Source organism: Sinomicrobium halophytocola (assembly GCF_052983395.1).
In genome coordinates, this window is sequence record NZ_JBRKIT010000042.1 from 102,117 (window position 1) to 125,784 (window position 23,668).

Annotated in this window: 19 protein-coding genes; 9 read left to right on the top strand and 10 right to left on the bottom strand. The window is 43.3% G+C overall.

The features are described from left to right. Nucleotides 1-27 precede the first annotated feature (27 nt). Complete coding sequence (locus tag ACVBDY_RS18785; RefSeq protein ID WP_447177004.1) at nt 28-2,094, top strand: insulinase family protein; 2,067 nt, start codon at nt 28-30, stop codon at nt 2,092-2,094. A 76-nt stretch (nt 2,095-2,170) separates the two neighbouring features. Here the strand turns inward: ACVBDY_RS18785 and ACVBDY_RS18790 are convergent, their stop codons facing one another. Beyond that, nucleotides 2,171-3,082 carry a DMT family transporter gene (locus ACVBDY_RS18790; RefSeq protein WP_447177005.1) on the bottom strand — a complete coding sequence of 304 codons (912 nt, stop codon included), beginning with the start codon at nt 3,080-3,082 and terminating at the stop codon, nt 2,171-2,173. A gap of 98 nt (nt 3,083-3,180) precedes the next feature. On the opposite strand from ACVBDY_RS18790, the gene ACVBDY_RS18795 reads away from it, so the two are divergent. Beyond that, nucleotides 3,181-3,306 carry a hypothetical protein gene (locus ACVBDY_RS18795; RefSeq protein WP_447177006.1) on the top strand — a complete coding sequence of 42 codons (126 nt, stop codon included), beginning with the start codon at nt 3,181-3,183 and terminating at the stop codon, nt 3,304-3,306. Nucleotides 3,307-3,317: 11 nt separating this feature from the next. Here the strand turns inward: ACVBDY_RS18795 and ACVBDY_RS18800 are convergent, their stop codons facing one another. The 7 genes from ACVBDY_RS18800 to mutY form a co-directional block, all read right to left on the bottom strand. Continuing rightward, nucleotides 3,318-9,191, bottom strand: a complete 5,874-nt coding sequence (locus tag ACVBDY_RS18800) for a LamG-like jellyroll fold domain-containing protein (protein ID WP_447177007.1) — start codon at nt 9,189-9,191, stop codon at nt 3,318-3,320. Nucleotides 9,192-9,499: 308 nt separating this feature from the next. Beyond that, nucleotides 9,500-10,525: a LacI family DNA-binding transcriptional regulator gene (locus ACVBDY_RS18805; RefSeq protein WP_447177008.1), complete on the bottom strand. Its 1,026-nt coding sequence runs from the start codon at nt 10,523-10,525 to the stop codon at nt 9,500-9,502. Between the two features lie 116 nt (nt 10,526-10,641). Further along, nucleotides 10,642-11,829, bottom strand: coding sequence for an AGE family epimerase/isomerase (locus ACVBDY_RS18810; RefSeq protein ID WP_447177009.1), 1,188 nt, complete (start codon nt 11,827-11,829; stop codon nt 10,642-10,644). Between the two features lie 116 nt (nt 11,830-11,945). Next, nucleotides 11,946-12,509, bottom strand: coding sequence for a gliding motility lipoprotein GldD (gene gldD, locus ACVBDY_RS18815; RefSeq protein WP_447177010.1), 564 nt, complete (start codon nt 12,507-12,509; stop codon nt 11,946-11,948). Between the two features lie 20 nt (nt 12,510-12,529). Beyond that, on the bottom strand, nt 12,530-13,873 hold the full coding sequence (locus tag ACVBDY_RS18820; RefSeq protein WP_447177011.1) for a gliding motility-associated protein GldE: 1,344 nt from the start codon (nt 13,871-13,873) through the stop codon (nt 12,530-12,532). A 25-nt stretch (nt 13,874-13,898) separates the two neighbouring features. After that, nucleotides 13,899-14,357 (bottom strand): single-stranded DNA-binding protein, encoded by a 459-nt coding sequence (locus ACVBDY_RS18825; RefSeq protein ID WP_447177012.1) that lies wholly within the window; start codon nt 14,355-14,357, stop codon nt 13,899-13,901. 61 nt (nt 14,358-14,418) lie between these two features. Further along, on the bottom strand, nt 14,419-15,456 hold the full coding sequence (mutY, locus tag ACVBDY_RS18830) for an A/G-specific adenine glycosylase (RefSeq protein WP_447177013.1): 1,038 nt from the start codon (nt 15,454-15,456) through the stop codon (nt 14,419-14,421). Between the two features lie 132 nt (nt 15,457-15,588). On the opposite strand from mutY, the gene ACVBDY_RS18835 reads away from it, so the two are divergent. The 3 genes from ACVBDY_RS18835 (at nt 15,589) to ACVBDY_RS18845 (ending at nt 18,478) form a co-directional block, all read left to right on the top strand. After that, nucleotides 15,589-15,879: an HU family DNA-binding protein gene (locus tag ACVBDY_RS18835; RefSeq protein WP_072316194.1), complete on the top strand. Its 291-nt coding sequence runs from the start codon at nt 15,589-15,591 to the stop codon at nt 15,877-15,879. A gap of 327 nt (nt 15,880-16,206) precedes the next feature. Next, the gene (locus ACVBDY_RS18840; RefSeq protein ID WP_447177014.1) at nt 16,207-17,751 is read left to right on the top strand and encodes an Rne/Rng family ribonuclease; all 1,545 of its coding nucleotides are present in this window, start codon (nt 16,207-16,209) and stop codon (nt 17,749-17,751) included. 226 nt (nt 17,752-17,977) lie between these two features. Then, a complete protein-coding gene (locus ACVBDY_RS18845) occupies nt 17,978-18,478 on the top strand; it encodes a regulatory protein RecX (RefSeq protein ID WP_447177015.1) in 501 nt (166 codons plus the stop codon). Nucleotides 18,479-18,491: 13 nt separating this feature from the next. On the opposite strand, the gene ACVBDY_RS18850 is transcribed toward ACVBDY_RS18845, so the two are convergent. Next, nucleotides 18,492-19,358: a cupin-like domain-containing protein gene (locus tag ACVBDY_RS18850; protein WP_447177016.1), complete on the bottom strand. Its 867-nt coding sequence runs from the start codon at nt 19,356-19,358 to the stop codon at nt 18,492-18,494. A 570-nt stretch (nt 19,359-19,928) separates the two neighbouring features. Between ACVBDY_RS18850 and ACVBDY_RS18855 the strand changes: the two genes are divergently transcribed. The 4 genes from ACVBDY_RS18855 to ACVBDY_RS18870 all read left to right on the top strand — a co-directional run bounded on the left by ACVBDY_RS18855 (nt 19,929) and on the right by ACVBDY_RS18870 (nt 22,268). Next, nucleotides 19,929-20,351: a SufE family protein gene (locus ACVBDY_RS18855; protein WP_447177017.1), complete on the top strand. Its 423-nt coding sequence runs from the start codon at nt 19,929-19,931 to the stop codon at nt 20,349-20,351. Between the two features lie 12 nt (nt 20,352-20,363). After that, the gene (locus tag ACVBDY_RS18860; RefSeq protein WP_447177018.1) at nt 20,364-20,693 is read left to right on the top strand and encodes an SUF system Fe-S cluster assembly protein; all 330 of its coding nucleotides are present in this window, start codon (nt 20,364-20,366) and stop codon (nt 20,691-20,693) included. 48 nt (nt 20,694-20,741) lie between these two features. Next, nucleotides 20,742-21,245 carry a DUF2480 family protein gene (locus tag ACVBDY_RS18865; protein WP_447177019.1) on the top strand — a complete coding sequence of 168 codons (504 nt, stop codon included), beginning with the start codon at nt 20,742-20,744 and terminating at the stop codon, nt 21,243-21,245. A gap of 102 nt (nt 21,246-21,347) precedes the next feature. Continuing rightward, a complete protein-coding gene (locus ACVBDY_RS18870) occupies nt 21,348-22,268 on the top strand; it encodes a DUF3078 domain-containing protein (protein WP_447177020.1) in 921 nt (306 codons plus the stop codon). Nucleotides 22,269-22,337: 69 nt separating this feature from the next. Here the strand turns inward: ACVBDY_RS18870 and hflX are convergent, their stop codons facing one another. Beyond that, nucleotides 22,338-23,549 (bottom strand): GTPase HflX, encoded by a 1,212-nt coding sequence (gene hflX, locus ACVBDY_RS18875; protein ID WP_447177021.1) that lies wholly within the window; start codon nt 23,547-23,549, stop codon nt 22,338-22,340. Between the last annotated feature and the right edge of the window lie 119 nt (nt 23,550-23,668).

Sequence of the window (23,668 nt, forward strand, 5' to 3'; positions counted from 1 at the left end):
TTAGCGTTTTATAAAAAGACAAGTCTGATGAAAAAGTTAGTATTTACCATATTATTTATAAGTGCAATAGCCGTACAGGCCCAGATAGACCGGAGCAAACAGCCCCAGCCCGGACCAGCGCCGGAAATTCACCTCGGTACGCCCAATACGTTCGAACTGAAAAACGGACTGAAGGTTATTGTAGTTGAAAATCACAAACTGCCAAGGGTTTCCTACACTCTTACCATTGATAACCCTCCTTTTACGGAAGGTGTAAAGGCAGGGGTTTCCTCCCTTACCGGAAACATGCTCGGCAAAGGATCGGTTCATATGGACAAGGATACGTTTAATGAGGAAGTGGACTATATGGGAGCCAGTATGAATTTTGGGGCGGGCAGTGCCTATGCAAGGGGATTGTCCAAATATGCGGAAAGAATACTGGAGCTTATGGCAGACGCCGCCCTGTATCCCGATTTTAAGGAAGAAGAGTTTCAGAAGGAAAAAGACCTGCTGCTCGAAGGCCTGAAAGCCGATGAGAAAAGCGTTTCCTCTACAGCGCAGAGGGTGGAATCGGCACTGGCTTATGGAAAAGACAGCCCCCAGGGAGAATTTGTCACAGAAGAGACCGTAAATAATGTATCCTTACAGGATGTCAAAAATTTCTACGGAAATTATTTTGTTCCGAAAAATGCCTATCTCGTTATAGTGGGCGATGTGAAGTTCCGCGATATTCGTAAACAGGTTGAGAAGTATTTCAGCCCATGGAAAAAAAGCGCCCCTCCGGTTGTAGATTTCCCGGCACCTTCCGATGCTCAGTATACCCAGATAAACCTGGTAAATATGCCCAATGCCGTGCAGTCCGAGATAGCGGTGGAAAACCTGATGGATTTGAAAATGTCCGATCCGGATTATTTCCCTTCTTTATTGGCTAATAAAATACTCGGAGGCGGAGCGGAAGCCAGGTTATTCCTGAATCTCCGTGAAGATAAAGGGTATACCTATGGTGCGTATTCCGGGATCGGAGCTGATCTAAAGACGACTTCGAGGTTCCGAGCTTCGGCCAGCGTGAGGAATGAAGTGACCGATAGCGCGGTTGTCGCTTTCCTGAGTGAAATAGACCGCATAACTACCGAAAAAGTATCCGTACAGGAATTGGTGGTTGCCAAAGCGGATTATGTGGGCAACTTTGTCATGGCCCTCGAAAAACCCGAAACCATAGCCCGATATGCATTGCTGACCGAAACCCAGCAATTGCCGGAAGATTTTTACCAGACATATCTGGAAAAAATAAATGCCGTTACCGAAGACCAGGTTCTCGCTGTGGCAAAGAAATACTTTAAAGGTAATAATGCCAGGATAGTAGTGACCGGGAAAGCCGGAGACATAGCCAAAAACCTGGAAAAACTGGAGTTTAAAGGGAAAAAGATCCCCGTGTTTTATTTTGATAAATATGCCAATTCCATTGAAAAACCGGAAGAAAAAACCATAGCCGCCGGTGTAACTGTAAAAAGTGTGCTGGACAAGTATATACAAGCCATAGGAGGTGAAGAAAAACTGCAATCGGTGAAAAGTATGTTTAGTAAAATCACGGGAGCAGTGCAGGGAATGAACCTTGAAATTGTTGCGAAGAACACGTCGGATGGAAAAGTAGTTTCGGAAACTTTTATGATGGGAACTACCCTCAGCAAGCAGGTTTTCAATGGAGAAACGGGATATATGGTACAACAGGGACAGCGCCAGGAAATGGAGGGAGAGATGTTAACTTCGGCAAAAGAAAACGCATACCCTTTTCCCGAGCTGAGGCTGCGTGACAAAGAAGGGGTAACACTCGAAGGAATAGAAGAAGTGGATGGCGAAGATACATACGTGGTTAAGAATGGAAAAACAACCTTCTATTTTGATGTTGATTCCGGGTTAAAGGTTTCCCAGGTCAATACTACCGAAATTAAGGGACAGCCGTTAACACAAACCTTCAAATTTGAAGATTACCGCGATGTGGAAGGTGTGAAAATTCCGTTTAAAACCACCCTGGACACGGGAATGGGCATGCAGATGGACCTTACCACTACCGAAGTGAAATTCAACGAAGGAGTTAGCGATGCGGATTTTGAATAAATAGATCAGGTTTTTTACGAATCTAAATAAAGCTGTTTTCCCGGAAGTGTAGTGCGAAACTCATATAATATTGAGATCAGGAGCACTTCTTTCGGAGAACAGCTTTATTCGTTTTCATACCTGCCCTTCCGGAAAGGTAAACCCCTAGTAATATAATGGCAGCACCCAGCAATTGCCGGGAATTCATTTTTTCACTGTCCAGAAATCCCCAGATAGAGGCAATTATTGGAATAAGATAAGTAACCGAGGTAGAAAATACCGGGGAAGAGATCTGTATCAACCGGAAGAAAATAATATTGGCAATCCCTGTCCCCACGATACCCAAAATAAAAATAAAACCGATGGAAGTCAGGGTTTCCGGGGTATTTACATGTTTGAGTATTCCGGAAAATAACAGGATAATGAGTGCCGGAACCGATAATACAAGGAAATTCCCGGTGACAATACTCAGCGGGGGAAGTTCCTGCAAATACTTCTTAAGGATATTTACATTAAGCGCATAACATATGGTGGCAATAATGATAAATATGGCAAAAAAATAGTTTTGTTGCGGGTTCATGGACGCCCCGTTGATAATGAGCAGAATACTTCCGGAAAGCCCGAATAAAACACCCATGGCCTGTTTCCTCTGAAAAGGAGCCCTGAAAAACAGTATCCCTATAATAAGGGCATTTAACGGAACCAGCGAGTTTAATATGGAAGTTACGGAGCTGTCTATTTGTGTTTGTGCAATCGCAAAGAAATAGGCCGGAATAAAAGTACCCAGAATAGAGGTGATAACAATATACTTCCATTGGGGTTTTTGAATACGTTTAAGGCTCTTATATCCTGTTATAAATAAAAACAATGCGGCAAATAAAATACGGAAGGATCCCAGTTCAATGGGGGAAAGTCCGGAAAGCCCCCTTTTTATCAGGATGAAGGAACTTCCCCATATAAGGGCCAACACGGAGAGGAGTAACCATTTGTTGTTTATGTTTTGGTTCATGATGTTGCATGTTGAGATCCGGTTGACAAAGATGCATTGTTTTTAGCTAATTTTTGTCCGCTTTCTTGCTTTTTAACCACGCCAATCACCCACAGCAGATGTTACTCCGTGTAAAAACAGGACTTTTATACCTGATGTACTGTATTATACAAAAACAGGAGAACCGGAATAATAAGAAAGCGACCAATGCCTATAGCCTGGTCGCTTTCGGGCAGGAGATATGATTATAAATTTATCAGCGAATGACGATTTTGGCACTTCGTTCTTTACCGGAATTGTCCGTTTCGCTTATGATATATACACCTGGTGATAAACCGGAAATGTTGAGCCTGGTGTTATAGGATCCGTTTTTCACCTGGATTTTTTGTCTTAATACAGGATTGCCGGACATGTTGTAGAGATGTATTACAGCCGGACCATCGTGTAAAAGTTTTCCTTCTATACTTACCTCAGAACTGGCCGGATTAGGATATGCCATTATTCCTCCGGAGATGTTATTTTCTTCCGTTGCATCTTTCCATGGCATTCCAGGATACGCACTGCGATCTGAACAGTCTCCCAATGTGGCGCCTATGCCAAGAAGTGCACCTATGGCGCGCGGACTTATACAAAGTTGTTTTCCGCGATGACATATGGCGATTTTTTTGCCTTTGCAACTCACATCTTCCACGTTAACGGTAACAGATACGGATTCTGTGCAGCCAATAGCATCGGTAACTATCAGGTTGTATTGGTGTTTTCCGGGTTCTTCCGGGGCTGCCGGAAGGGTGTTTCCGGTAGTTCCGTTACTCCATTCATACTGATAAGGGGCAACTCCGCCATTTACTTCCGCATGGAAAAGAAGCTCTTCCGGTCCGTAACCTAGGTAAATGGTATTGGGAAGTCCGCCCGGGTTTATGGCAAACACATCTTCTACCGTAACAGATAGCGGGCTGGCTACCGGATGCCGGGCAAATATCAACTGACTGTCCTGCATGCCCGATTCCTGAGAAGTAAAGTAGAGGTCTTCTCCCTGGTTAATACCGGATTCGGCTTTTATCCATTCATCTGTAGCCTGGGAAGCCCGTTTATGGAGTTGGAGTTGTTGTGTGCAATCTGCCACTCCTTTCAGGATAACGGTTTGTATAGTATATTCTTCGTCATTAGCATAGTTTTTTGCGATCCAGTAAGAAGAATTATAAAGAGGTATTTCCGGAGCCTGATTAGGTGAAGAATCCAATCGGCTTATTACGGTTTCTCCGTTCGGATCAACATCATTGTCATCGTATATCAGTGCTATACCGGTTTCCCCGAAATCATAAGTGCCTGCCCTGTCTATCACAAGTGTTTTACTTATTCCTTTTGCGACGGGTGCCGAAGATATTACTCTGGAAGGAGTGTTAAAGATCCGCACGGGAAGGCCGTTATCGGACAAATCGGCGATAAGATCCGTTTTTCCGGTTTCCTGAAATTGCAGGTATAGTTTTAATCCCGGTTCGGCCCCTTGGAGTGTGTGATACATGTTTTCCCGGATCTCCTGCGGCGTTCGGGCTGTTTCCCACATACGGAATTCGTCTATTTCACCGTCAATGGTATTGGAGTCCGGATTTCCGATCCGGAAAGCGGACCACACGGGAGGAGCATCGGATGATGTTTTACTGTCCATTAACTCTCCGTCCATATAAATTCTGGCTTCCCCGTTCTGAAATGTATATGCGAAGTGATGCCAGTTACCGGTGTCACTAAACGCTCCGGGTACGGTCATCCGGGAATTGTCATTGTTGGCCACTCCTATGCTGAGATCTCCGGAACTTCCGGCATGAATCAGGAAGGACCCCCAGCCATTGCCTATCTGCTGGTTGTAATTACTGTATGAATTTGCTTTATGCCACCATTCTATGGTAAATTCGGTAGGCTGCCAGTTTAAGTCCTGTATTTCCAGATAATCCGAATTGCCATTAAAAGTAAGGGCTTTACCCGCCGTTATTTCGGGTTCTACTGCTTCCTGCATCACCCGGATACTGTCCAGCACCGCGGTACCGGAGAGAATTTTAATATGTCCCTCGTAAGTGCCCGCGGCTTTCGGCGCGAACCTGGCATATAATTTAGTGCTTTTTATTTCATTGTTTTCCGGACTTATATCCAGTGAAGTACTGTTGTCAATGTAAATACTGTCGTTGACGGATATTTCAAACCCTTCCGGTGGAATTACGGAAATATTCCCCGCAAGGTTAGCTCCCGAAATATCAAAATCCACAGCTTGTGTAACCGCATCTACCCTGGTATCGGAAAGAAAAAGCGAATCCCTGGTAGCATAGACGAACGGGTTTTCATCCCGCAGAAAAAGATATTGGGTATAAGATGTCCTGTTGTTCAGGTTCACGGAGTTTTGTTGTGCATGTGCAGAATCTGCCGCACTGTCGTATATCCAGGCTTCGGAAGTATAGGGGGCTCTGCTGAAGAGATGGATATAACCGGGATTTTGTTCGTCGTTTTCCGTAATATCGGCAGAACTTTTAAAAGAAATATCCATATTAAGAGTATCCGTACTTTGCGTGTAGCGATGACCTATCCAGAATTCGTTGCCGAGAATAGAGGCCGACGGGGAAAACCCGTCGAATTTTACGGAAGTCAGTGTTATCCTGGAAAAGGAGGCTTCTGTTTCTATCGGCGCATTATAATGTGCTGTAACACCTATATTTTCGCTAAATATTACACTGCCCGGAAGTTCCGGTTTTACTGATGTATTTCCTTCTCCGAAAGGATATTCGGCCTTTGCTTTCAGGGGATTTCCGGTATAGGACAACCCATCTCTGCTCCTTACCTCATACGTTTCCGGGCCCATATGATCGAAATTTATATAGTATTCGAGCCCTTCTTCTACACCGGAAAGCGGATGGTGCATGTTTTCCCTGATCTGGGAGGCGGTGCGCACAGTGTTCCATATGCGTATTTCATCCATTTCACCCTTATAGAATTTATCTCCTCCGTTATTTCGTGCACCGAGACGGATATTACCGGGTATGGTGTTCAATTCCCCGCCGGTATCCCAGGTATCCCATAAAATACCGTCGTAATATAGTTCTGCCGTGGTATTTTCCGGATCGTAGGTAATGGCCATGTGATGCCACTTTCCTTTGTTTTCGGGCAGGGTATAGCTTCGGGTGACATTCCAGAGGGATAGTTTCCACCGGCCTTCACCTCCGTTGGTAGACAGGGTAAAGTCGCCCCTGGTAGTACCCGCACCACCGGGAAGGTTTATCACGCCGCCATCGGAATTATAGGTGTCCGTACGAACCCAGCATTCGATGGTTCGGGCCTTATTGCCATTTACGGCATCATTAGGGCCGACGATTATGGTTTCTTCCCCGTTGAATACCATGGAATTTCCGGGTGACGGCTGAAAAGTATGGCTTTCCCCATATACATCCTTTCCATCCAGTTTCCCTTTAAGGCGATAATGCCAGGTTTCTCCGGACTGTAGGTTGAGCATTGCCGTTCGTTGAATTTGTGTAAACCGGGTTCCCGTGTATGTTCCGGGAACAGTAAGTTCGGAGCCATAGGAAGCTGTGGGGCCGTATTCGAACTTTATATCTGCCAGGGTTTTGCCCATCGCATTTATTTCCCCGGTAAGGAGAACGGAATCTTTTCTTACTTCAAAAGCCGCGGAGGTAATGACGGGACTGCATTTGAACTGCCCCTCACTTTTCCGTACGGCATTTGCTCTAAGGCTTACCTGGCCTTTCGGTCCGATAGCCCTTATGGAAAACCACTCCTCTGATTCCGCATCGGTAACCGGAAATATAAAGAGGGAATCTGTGGTAGTCCCTAGGGTTTCCATATATTTTTCTCCGAGCCTGAACAATTCATATTCGGAAGCTTCGGGAACTTTATCCCAGGAAAGCTGAACGGCATCTTCACAAGCCCAGTCCACTTTAAAATCTGTAGGTACCGGGAAAATGCTGAAAGGCTCGGATACGGATATTTGCTCTCCCCTTTTCACTCTTACAATAATGTCGGTTTCCAATTCGGGGACCGTCCAGCGGTATTGACGTTGGTCTTCGGGGAGATTGACAGCAATGGAATTCCAGGTAGTGCCGTTATCTGTGGAATAATCCAGGTCGAATGTTCCTGTCTCGCCGTAAGCATCCCACCGGATATACTCTTCATCTCCGGGAACCATAGGGGTATTTCCTATGGGATGGGTCAGGATAACTTCTTCGCGGAGGAATTCATATACGACAAAGAACTCCTGGGGCCCTTCCGGGATGTTATAGCCTTTTACGGAGACGGTATACGATCCGGTTGACGGATTATCTATAGTAACCTGTTCCACATTGTTTATATGATCTTCATTCCTGGCAGGCAAGGCATCGAGATTGGCCGGATTGGGAATAGTGTCCAGGACCCAGGGCAATGTTTCGGCATTGCCGGGATCTTTTACCACAAGATCGAGGTCATTTACCAGTGCTCTTGCTGCACCGGGGGTGGCTTCATAATCGTGCCAGTATACCATTACACGTAACTGTGTGGTGCCGGAAGGGACCTGGATTGAAAAAGTCTGTTCCTGTTCGTTTGCCACAGATCCTGCAAAATGCTGACCGTCCTTTATAACCTCATAAGCTCTGCGTACGTTGGGACGCCCGAAACCGGTTTTGAAATCAATACCTTTATTATGTATGTCGTCTGCCGTATTCAACAGAATGGCTTTGATAAGGGCACTTGGTGCCATGCTACCGGATGTTTCTTCCTTGTACGCCTGATGCAGAATAGTAAATATTCCGGATATCTTGGGTGCGGCAAATGAAGTCCCGCCCTGTCCTTCTATGGAAAGGTCGGGTTTGATACGGCCATCGTATGCCGGTCCCTTGCAGGTCCATTCCAGGAAGGTGTCTTCGTAGTCCGTTCCGCTTATGGTAAGCAGGTTTTTGGCGTGTTTGGCATGTCCGGAGATATTGGCCCAACCCGTTACGCCGTCGTAGAGTCCTCCGATGGGAGTATATCCTCCTACATTTCCGGAGGAGTACACTAGCATGGCTTCCGGCCTGGTACGAATGAAATTATCGTGTTCCTGGCTCAGCGAATTATAACCGGCCTGTACGGTCTGGTTATCCGTATTCCACCAGCCATAAGACATATTGGTAACGCGTATTTTTCTTTCCGGGTCATCGTACAGTTCATAAGTGTTCTGTCCGGAAACAGAGAGAATATCCGCACCCCATGCATTGGATCGGTCACGGGGATTGCCGTTACCTGCGCCGGCAAGATAGGAGGCTACTCCTGTGGAATGCGAGGAGGGGCTGTCGCCGAGATTAGAACCATCCATTAGCCGTCCGTGTGTGTCTATGGAAGGGTATATGCTGTTTTCCCGTACCATGACGTTTACGCCTTCCCCGTTGTATAATATACCTCCGAAGCCGGTATTCAGAAAGTTACTGCGACTGTGCCCATTGCTGAATTTATCTTCCGGAGCAGGCCGGTCGTCTTCTGCCCGGGGTTCGCCGCTGGCAGGTTCTATGAAGAGAATCCCGTTGACAGTTGCCAGGCCCCGGAGTTTATCCGGACTAACCAGTACCTGCCAGTGCCGATCGGATCTTTTGGAAATTACAGAAGCGTATCTGCCGATCTCTCTTTGTATAGCCGGAGTGTTTATACCTTCAAAGAGGGTGATTTCTACTTCGAGATTAGTTCCCTTGCGTAGATGGGATGGTAATCTATCGGCATGAAGTTCTCCGGACAGTTTAAAGTCTTCATCTATCGGAAGAATGGTTCTTAACTTGAAACCGGTAAGATTACCGGTGTGGACCTCTTTATCGAAACGGGCGTAATAAGCCATATTGGGAATGTAGTCCAGCAAGTTTATGCCCAGCTGCTGTAAATGATCCTTCTGTTCACGGGTAGGTAGTTCCTCGAATTGAATAATGAAATACCTGTCCTCATCGTAAATTACTGCAGAGGGGTCGGTGTTTGACCGGTGAATGCTTTTTGCATCCGTGGCAAAGCCCTTTTCCGGAGTGAACTTTTTGTTGACATGAAGTATCCGGTAATCCTTTTTTGAGGACGGATTAACCTGTGGATAAAGGGAAACTGACAATAGGGATGCCAGTAGCAAAAGTAAAATTTGTTTCATAGAACATAAGTTTAAGGTTAATAATTATTGTTAGATAAGAATATGGGTTGAGCATAATTGTACTTTACTAGGGCGATGTTGTATAACATAAACATAAGTGTTATCGATAACACTTATTGGGATACTACTCCGAAAATCGGCTGTTTTACAAAATCCTGTTTTCTCCGGATAGCAAGATGTCCCCGAAAATAATATTTTAACATAAATTAAACAAAGTTTTGCTTAAAAAAGTAAATATCATGAATTCCTGTTGGGCAGAAAATTCTTTCGCAACAGGTTTTTAAGGACAATTTCCCGGAAAAAACCGGTTATTTTTTATCTGAAGACCCTCGTTCCAAAAGGGAGGGATTGAGTATTATAGTCTTATTGGACAAGCCTGCTTCGCTGTTTTGTATGTTGCTTACGAGCAGATCGCAGGCAATTTTTCCTATCTCGAAGGCAGACTGGTCTATCGTAGTCAGGGAAGGCTCTATGACTTCGGAACTGGGCTCATTGCTAAAACCCACTATAGCAATATCTTCCGGGATCTTTTTTCCTATTTTCTTGAGATATTTTACGGCTCCTATGGCAGCTACGTCATTGGCGGAGAAAATACCGTCAAGATCCGGTTGATCCTGCAGGAGTTTTTTTATGGATGCACTCCCATCAGCCTCCATCAGGGTGGAGGTCAAAACGATTTTCGGATTGTAGGAAATGTGGTGATCTTTCAGAGCTTTTTCATAACCTTTAAGGCGATTTTTGTAGATTTCCAGTTCCTGGGGTCCGCTAAAGTGCGCAATTTTTTTGCATCCTTTGGAGATGAGGTGCGCTACGGCATCATAAGCAGCCTGGAAATCGTTTATGAGGACTTTGCTTGCATTGGGCATGTTTTTGCAATGGCGGTCGAAGAAAACCAGGGGCGTACCATTGTCCTGTAAATATTGCAGGTGGCTGCTTTCGGTGGTTTCCATGGACACAGAGATAAGAATGCCGTCAACGCGGTTGGCAACAAGGTTTTTGACAATCCGTTGTTCGCGATCCAGTTTCTCAAGGGATTGACATATAATGACGTTGAATCCGGAGATAAAGGCTGCTTCTTCTATCCCGGCGATAGCCGAGGAGAAAAAGTGCCTGGAAATTCTGGGGATAATCACACCTATGGTATTGGTCTGGTTACGACGAAGGTTGGAAGCCAAAAGGTTACGCTGGTAACCGAGCTCCTTGGCTTTGGCCCAGACTTTTTCCTTTGTTTTCTGCGTTACCCTATTACTGTCATTGAGGGCCCTGGATACGGTTGAACTGTTAATATTCAGGACCCTGGCAATTTCATGAATGGTTGGCTTCCCTTTTTTCATAGATGTGAATTTTCTGAAATCGGTAATGTAAATATACTATCATCTACGAATTGGAGGAGGAACTATTTTTAATTGTTCTTCTTTTTCAGGGAATTTGCCGTTTAACATATATATGATTATTTGTCCTGTATTTCTTTTTTCCGGAGCATGGCTTCAAGGAAATAATAGTCGGCATAATTTAAAGGAACATTGACCTCCACCTCATGAGGTTTACTGCCTACGGAATGCATGAGTAGAAAGTCTCCGTTGCTCCCGGGTTTGGCGAAATAGACGGATGAGCCCAGGCTTTCCATGATCTTGTCTGCAAAAACAAGATGATTTTCCGCATTTTTATTTTCGGTAAATGTACTTAGTTCATAAAGTGCAGAGGCTGCTATTGCCGCTGCCGATGCGTCCTTCGGAGTATTTTCGGAAGCCGGGGCGTCGTAATCCCAGTAGGGGACTTTATCTTCGGGAAGATTAGGGTTATTCTGGATAAAGGCGGCAATTTTCTGTGCCTGTTCGAGATATTTGAGATCCCCCGTCTGCCGGTAGCACATGGTAAAGCCGTACAATCCCCAGGCCTGTCCCCTTGCCCATGCCGAATCGTCCCGGAAGCCCTGATGTGTGTTTTTTTGTATCACCTGCCCGGTTATAGTATCATAATCCAGCACATGATACGAACTGTAATCTTCCCTGTAATGGTTTTTCATAGTCTGGTCAGCGTGGGATACTGCAATATTGTAATAGGTGGAGTCACCGGATATGCTCGTGGCGTGAAAAAGAAGTTCCAGGTTCATCATATTGTCGATGATAACCGGACATTCCCATTTTTTGGACCAGTCCCAGGACTGAATAACTCCTGCCTTGGGACGAAATCTTGTTGAAAGGGACCTGGCTGTTTGTACTATAACTGAGTCATAAGCCGGAGAGTCTATGTATTTGAGGGCATTGCCATAAGAACATTCCATAATGAAACCTACATCGTGGTTCCCTTCCCAGTATTGTATAGTGTCCAGTTTTTCGGTATACGCTATGCCACGGTCCTTCCATTTGTCGTCTTTCGTAAGACCGTAGAGATACCACAGCGACCCGGGGAAAAAACCACTGGTCCAGTCGTATATGCCGACGGAGATCAACTTCCCGTCTTTTGTGGTACGGGGCATCATTTTTTGGTTTTCCTTTAAGGGGGCGATGGATTTACATAGGGAATCGTATTGGTCCCGGGCAAGGTCAAGAACGGATTCTGATGTTTTCTGAACGGGTTTTTCGGAACACCCGGCTACAATTACTGACAGTAGCAGCAGAAAGAAAGTGCATCTCATAAAATATAGTCTTTTTGGTTAGTTGATACTTAGTTGGCCTTACAGCAACATTAAGTGTTCTCGAACACAACAAATATATGTATTTTCCTTAAAAAACAATCGATTGTATTCATTTTTTATTCCCATTTCAGGGATTCCATGAGCCTCCGTATGTCTTTGTTAAGGTATTCTGCGGCGGGTAGGATAGAGTCGTAATTTGGTTTGGTGTAGAAGTAAAGAGATCCGGTAAGAAAGTGTGAGGTGCTGTCCGTTACATAAAACTGGGATTGGGATGCCGCGTTTCCGGCAATTTCATACAATCTGCCGTACACGTTCTCCGTTTTGTTTTCAAATTGTCCGCCAACGCCTATTTCATCTGCTTTGATAACATGATCGAAAGTGAGCTTTTCCGCATCCCGGAGCAGGGATTTAAGGTTGTCCCGAACGGGCATGTAGGTAAGAAATATGGTGGCTTTCATACCGGAATATTCGATATTAAGGCGGCAATTGCCTTTATTTTTTATGGTGGCCAGAGTATTCTGTTCAAATTGAAAAGGACAGTTATCGGTTTTGGCAGCCCGGTAAGAGGCTTCCGGATATTCCAATCGTAAAACGGCTTTGGGTTTGGGTAGTGGGTCCCTACCACATGCAGTAAGAAATATTAACAGTAAAATGCAATATATAAAACAGGGTTTCTTCACTTTGTGTTTTTTCGGCTGCGTTAGGTTGTGGCACCTTGCGGACTGGGTTCAATGGTAACCTTAATTTGCTTGATACGTTTTTCGTCCAGGGCCTCTATGATAAACGTAAAGTTATGGAAGTTTATTTTTTCCCGGATACGGGGAAATTTTCCGGCGATTTCCAGTACAAATCCGGCAACAGTTTCGGATTCCCCCTTGTTTTCTTCAAAAATTTCCTCATTGTTCAGTCGTAGGACCCGGTAAAAGTCTTTCAGGGTAGTTTTCCCTTCGAAGACATAGTTGTTTTCGTCCAGTTTGGAGAAAATGAGGTCTTCGTCGTCAAACTCGTCACTTATATCTCCGACAATTTCTTCGATAATATCTTCCAGGGTAACCAGTCCGGAGGTCCCTCCGTATTCATCGACTACGATAGCCAGGTGCATTTTCATTTCCTGGAATTCCTTAAGCAGGTCGTCCAGCTTTTTGTTTTCGGGAACGAAATAAGCTTCCCTTTTCAGTTTGGACCAGTTAAGGGTTTTTTTGTCGATATGAGGTAAAAGGTCCTTTACGTACAATACGCCGGTGACATTATCTACATTATCCCTGAAAACAGGAATTCTCGAATATCCGTTCTTGACAATTTCGCGGATGACATCAGGAAATTTCATTTCTTCGTTGAGTGCGAAAACATCAATACGCGGACACATTACCTGTTTGGTATCGGTATTCCCAAAAGAAACGATACCCTGAAGTATCTTTTGTTCTTCCTTGGTCGTGTCTTCTTCGGAAGTCAACTCCAGGGCATGGGATAGCTGGTCCACCGACAAGTTTGTTTTTTCCCTTCCCAGCCTGTCCTGCAGAAAAGATGTGGAAGCCTTCATGGGAATACTTAAGGGGGCAAGCAGTTTGTCGAGAACCATGAGAGGGTAAGCCATAAAGTGTACGAACTTGATACGGTTACGGCTCGCATATATTTTTGGCAGTATTTCTCCGAAAAGGAGTATCATGGCGGTGGCTACTACTACTTCGAGCAGAAATCTCAGTTCCACAACACCGAAGATTTTCTGTTCCAGCCCACCGAACAGCGATTTACCGAGTGAGCTGAACAGCAGTACTATAGCTATATTAATAAAGTTATTGGCTACCAGTACGGTGGCCAGTAATCTTTTAGGACGCTGGAGGAGTTTTACGATGAGGTCCCCCCGGGGGGTTTTGGAAGCTTCTTCTTCATTGAGGTCGGTTTGTGTCATGGAAAAGAAAGCTACTTCTGCCCCCGATACCAATGCGGAGCAACCGAGCAATATAAAAAGTATAGCGAATTTAAAAATATTTACGCCTTCTGTATCGGAAAGAAAAATTAAAAAACTCGAGGGTTCAGGGTCCAATCGCTGCGAATTTGGTTAAACTTCGTTAAAACGGTAAATCGTCGTCCTCTTCCGTATCCTGGGAAGGAGCGGGATTATTAGCGGCAGGCTTGTTTTCCGTTGAAGGGGAAGAACTTGACTGAGAGAAATTGTTGTCGTTGCTTTCTTTTTTGGTAGACAGAAAGGTGAAATCGGTTACCTGTATTTCCGTAGAATACCTGGTATTACCGTCTTCTCCCTGCCATTGTCTTGTTTTTATACGTCCTTCAACATATATCTTGTCTCCTTTGCTAAGATATTTTTCACAAACTTCAGCAGCCTTGTTGCGTACTACTATATTATGCCATTCCGTATTGGTGACGCGTTCCCCGGTTTGCCTGTTCATATAAGTTTCATTAGTGGCCAGGGGGAAGCGTCCAATGGAATTCCCTCCTTCAAAATAATGCATTTTCACATCATCTCCCAAATGCCCTATCAGCATTACTTTGTTTAATGTTCCAGTCATAATCTTCTGGTTCTGTTTACTCAAAAATACTAAAAATTAGCTGTTTTTCCCTGCAAAGGACTCAAAATTCATACTCGCGTACAAAATTAGCAATTAAAACGGGGACGGGATACTCTTTTATTTCAGATTTCCGGATTCCCCCTTCTATATCATTTTTCAGGTAAACGATCCAGAATGTGGCGTATATATGTTGATGAGAGAGTTTATGAACTATTTTTTCTTTATTGTAAAGGGAAATCTCAAAACGGTTTCCTCCTATGAGTTCCTTAAATTGCGGGTGGCTTATAATTTCCTCTTCGCTCATGGATTTTTCCGTTTCTACCAGGGGAAATTCATACAGGTGTTGCCATATGTCTTTCTCCCTTCTTTGAAAGAGCAGCGTGCGTTGTTCGTTATGTACAATAAGATAATTGAAATACCGGTGTCTTATTCTGGTATTTTTGATTTTTACCGGAAGCCGATCTACCAGGTTGTCTTTGAGAGCCACACATCCCGTATTTAAGGGGCACTTGGAACATAATGGAGACTTGGGCTTACATTGAACGGCACCGAATTCCATAATACCCTGGTTAAAAGTAGCCGGGTTTTCCTTGTCTATGAGCTCCTGGGCGAGTTCTTTGAAGTATTTTGGGCCCCTGCCCGAATTTATCGGGATGTCGATACCAAAATAGCGGGAAAGTACCCTGTACACATTACCGTCCACTACGGGCGAAGCCTCGTTGTAAGATATGGATGCTATGGCGCTTGCCGTGTAATCGCCAACTCCTTTCAGTTTAAGCAGTTCTTTATAGGAAGAAGGAAATTTACCTTTTCTTTCCCTGGCAATATATCCGGCGGTATGATGCAGATTTCTGGCCCTCGAATAGTAGCCCAGTCCCTGCCATAATTTGAGAACCTCTTCTTCTGTCGCATCGGCCAGATCGAAGACTGTCGGAAAGGCTTTTTCAAACTTCAGATAGTAAGGGAGCCCCTGATCTACCCTGGTTTGCTGTAACATGATCTCGGAAAGCCATATTTTGTACGGGTCAGTGGTTTTTCGCCACGGCAATTCGCGTTTATTTTGCCGATACCAGTCTATTATTACCTCTGAAAAAGTCATGTTTTTGAATATGGATCAAAAGTATAAAGTTTATATGGTTAAATTTTAATCAATTAGGGTTTAAATTTTGAGTAATTAATTTATATATTTGCATCCCCTAAAATTAATATAAGTTAATAAAACATAATAAAAATGACGAAAGCAGACATCGTAGCTAAGATTTCAGAAAAACTTGGCATGGAAAAAGGAGATGTGCAGGCCACAGTAGAATCTTTCATGGATGAAGTGAAGAATTCTTTAGAAAGCGGAGACAATGTGTATTTGCGAGGATTTGGCAGCTTTATTATTAAAACCAGAGCAGAGAAAACAGGTAGGAATATCTCTAAGAATACTACCATTAAAATACCTGCTCATAACATCCCTGCATTTAAGCCTGCGAAAGTTTTTGTTGAGGGAGTAAAAACCAACGTGGAAGTTAAGTAAGCAATATTAATTTAATCATACAGACTATGCCGAGTGGTAAAAAAAGAAAAAGACATAAGGTAGCTACGCATAAACGTAAAAAAAGGGCGAGAGCTAACCGACATAAAAAGAAAAAATAAAGTAGAGACACACCATTGTGTGTCTCTGCCGTTTTCAGTTTTAAGAATTATAAACGTTCATTGAAATAGAAACTTTGCCCGTAAGGTGATGAAGTTTCGCCGGGTTATTATCCCGCCAAAAGCGGGAAACCTGTGAAAATTATTGTTTAATCCTTTCGTTCGCACGTACTGTTATGGTTACTGGCGAATGGACATAAAATCATTCAGAGTGAATAAGGAATTGATAGTAAGATCTGGCTCCTCTGACGTTGATTTTGCCTTGTTAAAGGATGGAAAACTAATAGAATTGCACAAGGAAGAGGACAGCAGTGATTTTGCCGTGGGCGATATTATGCTCGCCAAGATCAGAAAGCCTGTTTCCGGGCTTAATGCAGCCTTTGTAAATGTAGGGTATGAGAAAGATGCTTTTTTGCATTATCATGACCTCGGCCCCAAATTACCTTCTTTGTTGAAATTCATTAAACGTGTAAGCACAGGTAAATTAAAAGACTTTTCATTAAAAGACTTCCCATTTGAAGAAGATATAGATAAGAACGGAAGCATTATAAATGTGCTGAAATCCAATCAGTCTATATTGGTGCAAATTGTAAAAGAACCTATTTCTACCAAAGGACCCAGGATCAGTTCCGAGCTATCCATAGCCGGGCGTTATCTGGTACTGGTACCTTTTTCCGATCGCATTTCGGTTTCGCAAAAAATTGAAAGCAAAGAAGAAAAAGACAGGTTGAAAAGGCTCGTGCAAAGCATCAGGCCCAAAGGGTTTGGTGTTATAGTTCGTACCGTTGCAGAAGGCAAAAAAGTCGCAGAACTGGATAAAGATTTACACAACCTATACCTAAGATGGATAGCCATGTGTAAAAAAATCCATAAAGCGGGACATCCGTCAAAAGTGCTCAGTGAGCTGAATCGTACAGCATCCATATTAAGGGATGTGTTTAACGATTCGTTTACAGGGATCTATGTAGATGATGAAACGCTTTATTATCAAATTAAAGATTATGTGCATGAAATCGCACCGGAAAAAGAATCTATCGTGAAATTACACGATCCCCGTATTCCCGTATTCGAAAAATACGGGATAGAAAGGCAAATAAAGACTTCTTTCGGAAAAACCGTATCCATGAGTAAGGGCGCATACCTCGTTATAGAACATACCGAAGCCCTCCATGTGATAGATGTAAACAGTGGTAATCGCTCCAACAAAGCCAAATCGCAGGAAGAAACCGCATTGGAAGTTAACCTGATAGCAGCAAGTGAAATTGCCAGGCAACTCCGGTTGCGCGATATGGGCGGAATAATTGTCGTCGATTTTATTGATATGACAAGACAGGAGAACCGCAGAAAACTCTATGACCATTTCAGAGAGGAAATGAAAGAAGACAGGGCCAAGCACAAGATCTTACCCCCCAGTAAATTTGGCCTGATACAAATTACGAGGCAGAGAGTGAGACCGGAAATGAATATTAAGACCAGGGAAGAGAATCCCAACAGTAACGGGGAAATAGAGGCTCCTATCTTAATTATAGACAAGATCTCTGCCGATCTTGAAAAAATTATACAAAACAAAAGCTTCAAAAACGGTATTGTACTTAATGTACACCCGTTTATTGCAGCATATTTAACCAAAGGATTTCCATCCATCCGTTCTAAGTGGTTCTTAGAACACAAAAAATGGGTAAAAATATTACCAAGAGACGCTTACACGTATTTGGAATACCGATTTAAAGATAAAAAGGGAACAATTTTATCTTAAAAACTACCACGCTATAAGCCATATAGCGTGGTTTTTTTGTTTTGTATAGTTAGTTTGCTAGGCGTTGCTGATAATTCTTCTATAAATCCAATAAAACACATACTTCTCTTAGTACAAAACATGATTGTTACGTTAAAATAACTCCGAACTAAAAACTCCACAACTTTTATCCTTGCTTTATTTGGAATATTTTACTTTTATTTGATCCGTTATTTAGCTTTTCCGGATGATGAACAAACAAACCTTTACCGTAGACGAAGCCAAGCGAAAACTGGAACATTATTGTGCTTACCGCGAGCGCTGCCATAAAGAAGTAGTGACGAAACTTAGGGAAATGAACATGATACCCCTGGCTGTCGATACCATAGTAGTGCACCTTATTGAGAATGATTTCCTGAACGAAGAACGGTTTGCAAGAAGTTTTGCCCGGGGGAAATTCCGAATTAAAAAATGGGGTAAGCAACGTATAGTGAGAGAGCTCCAGGCAAGAGAAATATCTGCTCCTAATATCCGTGAAAGCCTTAAAGAAATTTCGGAAGAAGATTACCTGGATACGTTTCACGATATTGCTGAAAAGAAATGGAGCCAGATAAAAGATGCTTTTCCCGGCGGCAAAAAACAGGCCGACACCCTTTTTCGGGGAAGAAAAAAACTATCTGATTATTTGTTATACAGGGGATGGGAAAGCCATTTGGTATATGAAAAGGTAAACGAACTTACCAACTGAACTTCAATTCAAGTCAAATCTGTATGCCCAGTTCCCTGTGGGTTTTTATGATTGCCTGTTCATTTTTATAATCTATCCAGGCTTGTCCTTTCTGCTTTCGCATAAAAGTATCAAAATGGCGCATAACAAGCACATTGTATGCTGCCTTTACCAGGTTCAGGGGTTTGCGGGGAAAAGCCCGGAGGCTCATCGAAAAACCAGGAGTCAGGTACTTCATATAATGCCAGTATCCTTCGGGCATATAAAGCATTTCCCCGTGTTCCAGGTTGGCGATATACCCTTTTGCCTTTTTCAGGGCCGGCCATTTGTCATAATCCGGATGATCAAAATCAATATCTTCCCTGGAAATAAGGGAATGCGGGATTTTATACATGTATTTGCTCTGGTCCGGGGGAAGGATGATACACTGTTTTTTACCGTGAAAGTGGAAGTGCAGTATATTGGAATAATCAATGTCGAAATGCATGAATACCTTGCTGTTTTCCCCTCCGAAGAATAACATGGGCAGTTGTTTTACCAGCTTCAGGCCTATATCGGGCCATTCGAAATCCTTTTGAAGTGCCGGTACTTCCTTCATAAGGTTGTATAAAAATATCCTGTAACGGGTGGGTTCCGTTTCTAAGAGTTTAATGTATTCGTACATTTTCATTTTGCCATGCGGTTCATTAAAACCGTCTTCATGGCTTACAGGCCGATCGTCATACAAAGGTACTGTTCTGTCTCCTGCGATACGGGCTATATAGTCGAGATGCCATTTTTCATATGCCCCCCAGTCTTTGGTGAGTTTCTGAATAACCACAGGCTTTTGAGGCTTCACATACCGGGCTACAAAGTCCTCTTTTGTGATGTTTTTTACACGAGGGATTTCCTGTAGTTGCATACGAAAGTACATTGAATTTTAACCGGGCAAAGTTAAAGAATTGTTTCAAAAATGTTTATAAAAATTTCATTTAAGTGATTTTTCGCATATAATATATGTCAGAAATCATGACTTTTACCTGCATGGTTTCGCATATCAAACATATAAGCGTTCCGTATCTGCATCCGGGGACAGTGAAATTTTAAAATATTCTTAAAGGTACGGCTTTGGTGTCTTTTTTGTATATCTTTATGTGAAAAGGAATCATGAGGATAAAGTTGATAATGCCTTTTTTCTGTAAATCGGGGGACCCGTTCCGTAAATAATGCAAAACATAAATACGGGTCTTTAAAAATAAGGGTAAAAACGGTTAAGACGAACTTCGGATAAGAAAAAGATCCCGGGAAAACCGTTATCAGAACCGGGACAGGTGGAGCAAGCCGGCTAACAGAACTGAGGCCATCTGGAATAAAAAAAGTATAATGGCTTACTTCCCGAAAGGACAAGGTTATTGGTTAAAACTATTCCGGCATTGGCAGAAACTGTTGAAAAGCAATAATACTTATCGTACTTTTGTATAAAAATTGCACTATGAGCATTAAGGATATTCAGGAAGAAATAGTTGCGGAGTTTTCCATGTTTGACGATTGGATGCAGCGTTATGAATATATGATAGAACTCGGCAAATCACTTCCTCTTATCGATGAAAAATATAAGACGGATGACAATCTTATTAAAGGATGCCAGAGCAAGGTATGGGTCCATGCCGAACTTCAGGCAGATAAATTGTGTTTTACGGCAGACAGTGATGCCATTATAACCAAAGGGATTATAGCCATATTGATAAGGGTTTTTTCCAACCAGGCACCCAAGAATATCATTGAAGCAGACACACAGTTTATTGACGAAATAGGATTGAAAGAACACTTGTCCCCTACCCGTGCCAACGGATTGGTGAATATGATAAAACAACTGAAAATGTATGCCATAGCATACCAGACACAGTTAAATTAAACCTGAGAAATTATGAGTGCAGAAACAACTATAGATACTACAGAGCTGGGAGAAAAGATCGTTAAAGTACTGAAGACGATATACGATCCGGAAATTCCGGTGGACATCTACGAACTGGGCCTCATATACGATGTCTTTGTCAATGAAGATTATGATGTAAAGATATTGATGACCCTGACTACACCCAATTGTCCCGTAGCCGAAACCCTACCTGTGGAAGTGGAAGAAAAAATAAAATCCATTGACGGTTTAAAAGACGTGGAAGTGGAAATTACCTTCGATCCGCCGTGGAACCAGGATCTGATGAGTGAAGAGGCTAAACTGGAACTCGGATTACTTTAACCGTAGCGGGCATACATATGTTATGCGCGCCATTATGTGCAGAAGAAGATGGCAGAAGAAATTATAAATCGTGTAGCACAGAGCAAACTCGTGACCATAGACCCGGGCGATTATTACCCTGGAGGGGAGCGGGTACATCTGGATATCAAAGACTGGCTGTACGAAGGTTTTATACTCAGGGAAAAAGATTTCCGGCAGGCACTCAAAGAACATGACTGGAGCCGGTATGAAGGGGCTTTCGTAGCGCTTACCTGCTCTGCCGATGCCATTATTCCGGCTTGGGCCTTTATGCTGGTAACCTCCCATTTAACTCCTTACTCCCGCAAAGTCGTGGTTGGCGATATGGAGTTACTGGAAACGGCTGTCTACCGGGATGCCCTGGAAAAAGTAGATTTTGAGCAGTATAAAGACCTTCCTGTTATTGTACGCGGTTGTGCTGAAAAACCCGTTCCTCAAAATGCGTATATCATGCTGGTGGAAGAACTTCGAAAATTCGCAAAAAGCGTGATGTATGGAGAAGCTTGCTCCTCCGTCCCGTTATTTAAACGATAAAAACGCACACTTTATCCTCGACTTGTATTAAAAAACTTCTTATTTTTGTCAGAACAAGAAGTCCGGATTACGTTTGTGGACTTAAAAATTAAAAGTAAGAAGATGAAAAAAATTGTATTCGCATTAGCCTTTATTCTGGGTGTAACAGTGGTAAATGCACAGGTGTTGAGTGAAGATTCTTTTAACCAGGGACAAGACACCGTAAGACCTGAAGGATGGATCCGGGGCGGTAATGTCACTTTTTTATTAAACCAGTCCGCATTTTCCAACTGGCTTGCAGGAGGAGAAAACAACGTTGCGGGGAATTTAGGGATCAACTACGATTTTAACTATAAAAGGGGAGACTGGACCTGGGATAATAAAATTATCGCAAGTTACGGTCTTACCAAACTGAAAGGACAAGATACCAGGAAAACAGATGACCGTCTGGAATTCAATTCCCTGGTAGGTAAAAAAGCTTCCGGTTACTGGAGTTACTCATTTTTTGCAAATCTCAGGACCCAGTTTACAGACGGGTATGATTACGCCAACGATGAAGCAGAGGAATTTCAGACTTCGGGGTTCTTTAAACCGGCGTACGTTACTTTCGGCCCCGGTATGCTCTGGAAAAGAAGTGAAAACCTGAAAGTTAACATCGCTCCTGTGACTTCCAAAATGACTATTCTCAGCGGGGAAGTGTTTACTTACGATAAAGGCTTGGGCGAATTTATGTCCAGCAATGATGTAGAGACCTTTGGAGTAGATCCGGGTAAAAGCCTGCGTTATGAACTTGGTTTTTATGTAGAAGGATATTACAAGTTTAACCTGATGCAGAACGTATCTGCCGAGAATATCTTAAACCTGTATTCCAACTATCTCGAAGACCCGCAAAATGTGGATATCAACTATACGTTGAACCTCGTGATGAAAATCAATGATTATCTTTCCACAAATCTTATCTTCCAGACCATATATGATGACAATGCCTATAAAGGATTCCAGATAAGGGAAGTCTTTGGTCTTGGTGTTAACTTCGGATTCTAGGGTATAGTCCCGGTAAAAGTATAAAATAGCAGAGCCTGCACGGATTTTTTCGACAGGCTCTGTGCTTTTTTACAATTCGTCAATGAATTCCGGATAGAGAAAATTATTGTAAGGAAAACGGGTAATGTGGATCTTCCGGACTTCTTCGTAAACTTTTTTACGGAATTCGTCCAGGTTTTCCTTGTTGATAGCGGAGATAAACAGTGCCTGTCCGTTGGCCCGGTTCATCCACGTACGTTTCCAGTCTTCTATGGTAAAGTGCTTTTCTGACTTTTCCGTGGCCAGATCATCCGAATCTATGGTTTCATGGGTGTACTGGTCAATTTTATTGAATACCATAAGAGTAGGCTTGTCTGCAGTATCTATTTCCGCCAGTATCTGGTTCACCGAAGCAATGTGTTCCTCAAAGTTCGCATGTGAAATATCCACTACGTGAAGCAGGAGATCGGCTTCACGGACTTCATCCAGGGTACTTTTAAACGATTCGACAAGCTGGGTGGGTAGTTTGCGTATAAACCCTACCGTATCACTAAGAAGGAACGGCAGGTTGCCGATAACTACTTTGCGCACCGTCGTATCGAGTGTGGCAAAGAGTTTGTTTTCGGCAAAAACATCACTTTTACTGATAACATTCATCAGGGTGGATTTTCCCACGTTGGTATATCCTACCAGTGCTACCCGCACCAGGGCGCCACGGTTTCCGCGCTGGGTGGCCATTTGCTTGTCTATGGTCTCCAGTTTTTTCTTTAACAAGGCTATACGGTCCCGGACAATCCGGCGGTCCGTTTCAATCTCGGTTTCCCCCGGTCCGCGCATACCTATACCTCCACGCTGTCTTTCGAGGTGGGTCCATAACCCGGTTAGCCGCGGAAGTAGATATTCGTATTGTGCCAGTTCTACTTGTGTCCGGGCATAGGATGTTTGCGCCCGTTGTGCAAAAATATCCAGGATAAGGCTGGTCCGGTCCAGTATCTTGGACCGGAGGATCTTTTCTATGTTCTTTTGCTGGGCCGGTGAGAGTTCATCATCAAAGATTACCGTTCCGATTTCGTGTTCTTCCACATATGCGGCCACTTCGTCCATTTTCCCGCTTCCGATAAAGGTCTTCGGATTGGGAATATCAACTTTTTGTGTAAAGCGTTTCACTACCTCCCCGCCAGCCGTATACGTGAGAAATTCCAGCTCGTCCAGGTATTCGTTAGACTTCTCTTCATCCTGCTCCCGGTTTATAACACCGATGAGCACTACTTTCTCATAATCTAAGGTCTTTTTTTCTAGCATATAATATTAAAAGATAAACAATAAACTGCCGGTTATTTTATTCCATATGACCGTTCCCCCGTTTTTCAAACAATAATTCTGTAGTAACAAAATGGATATGTGAGGGTTAAATGAAATAC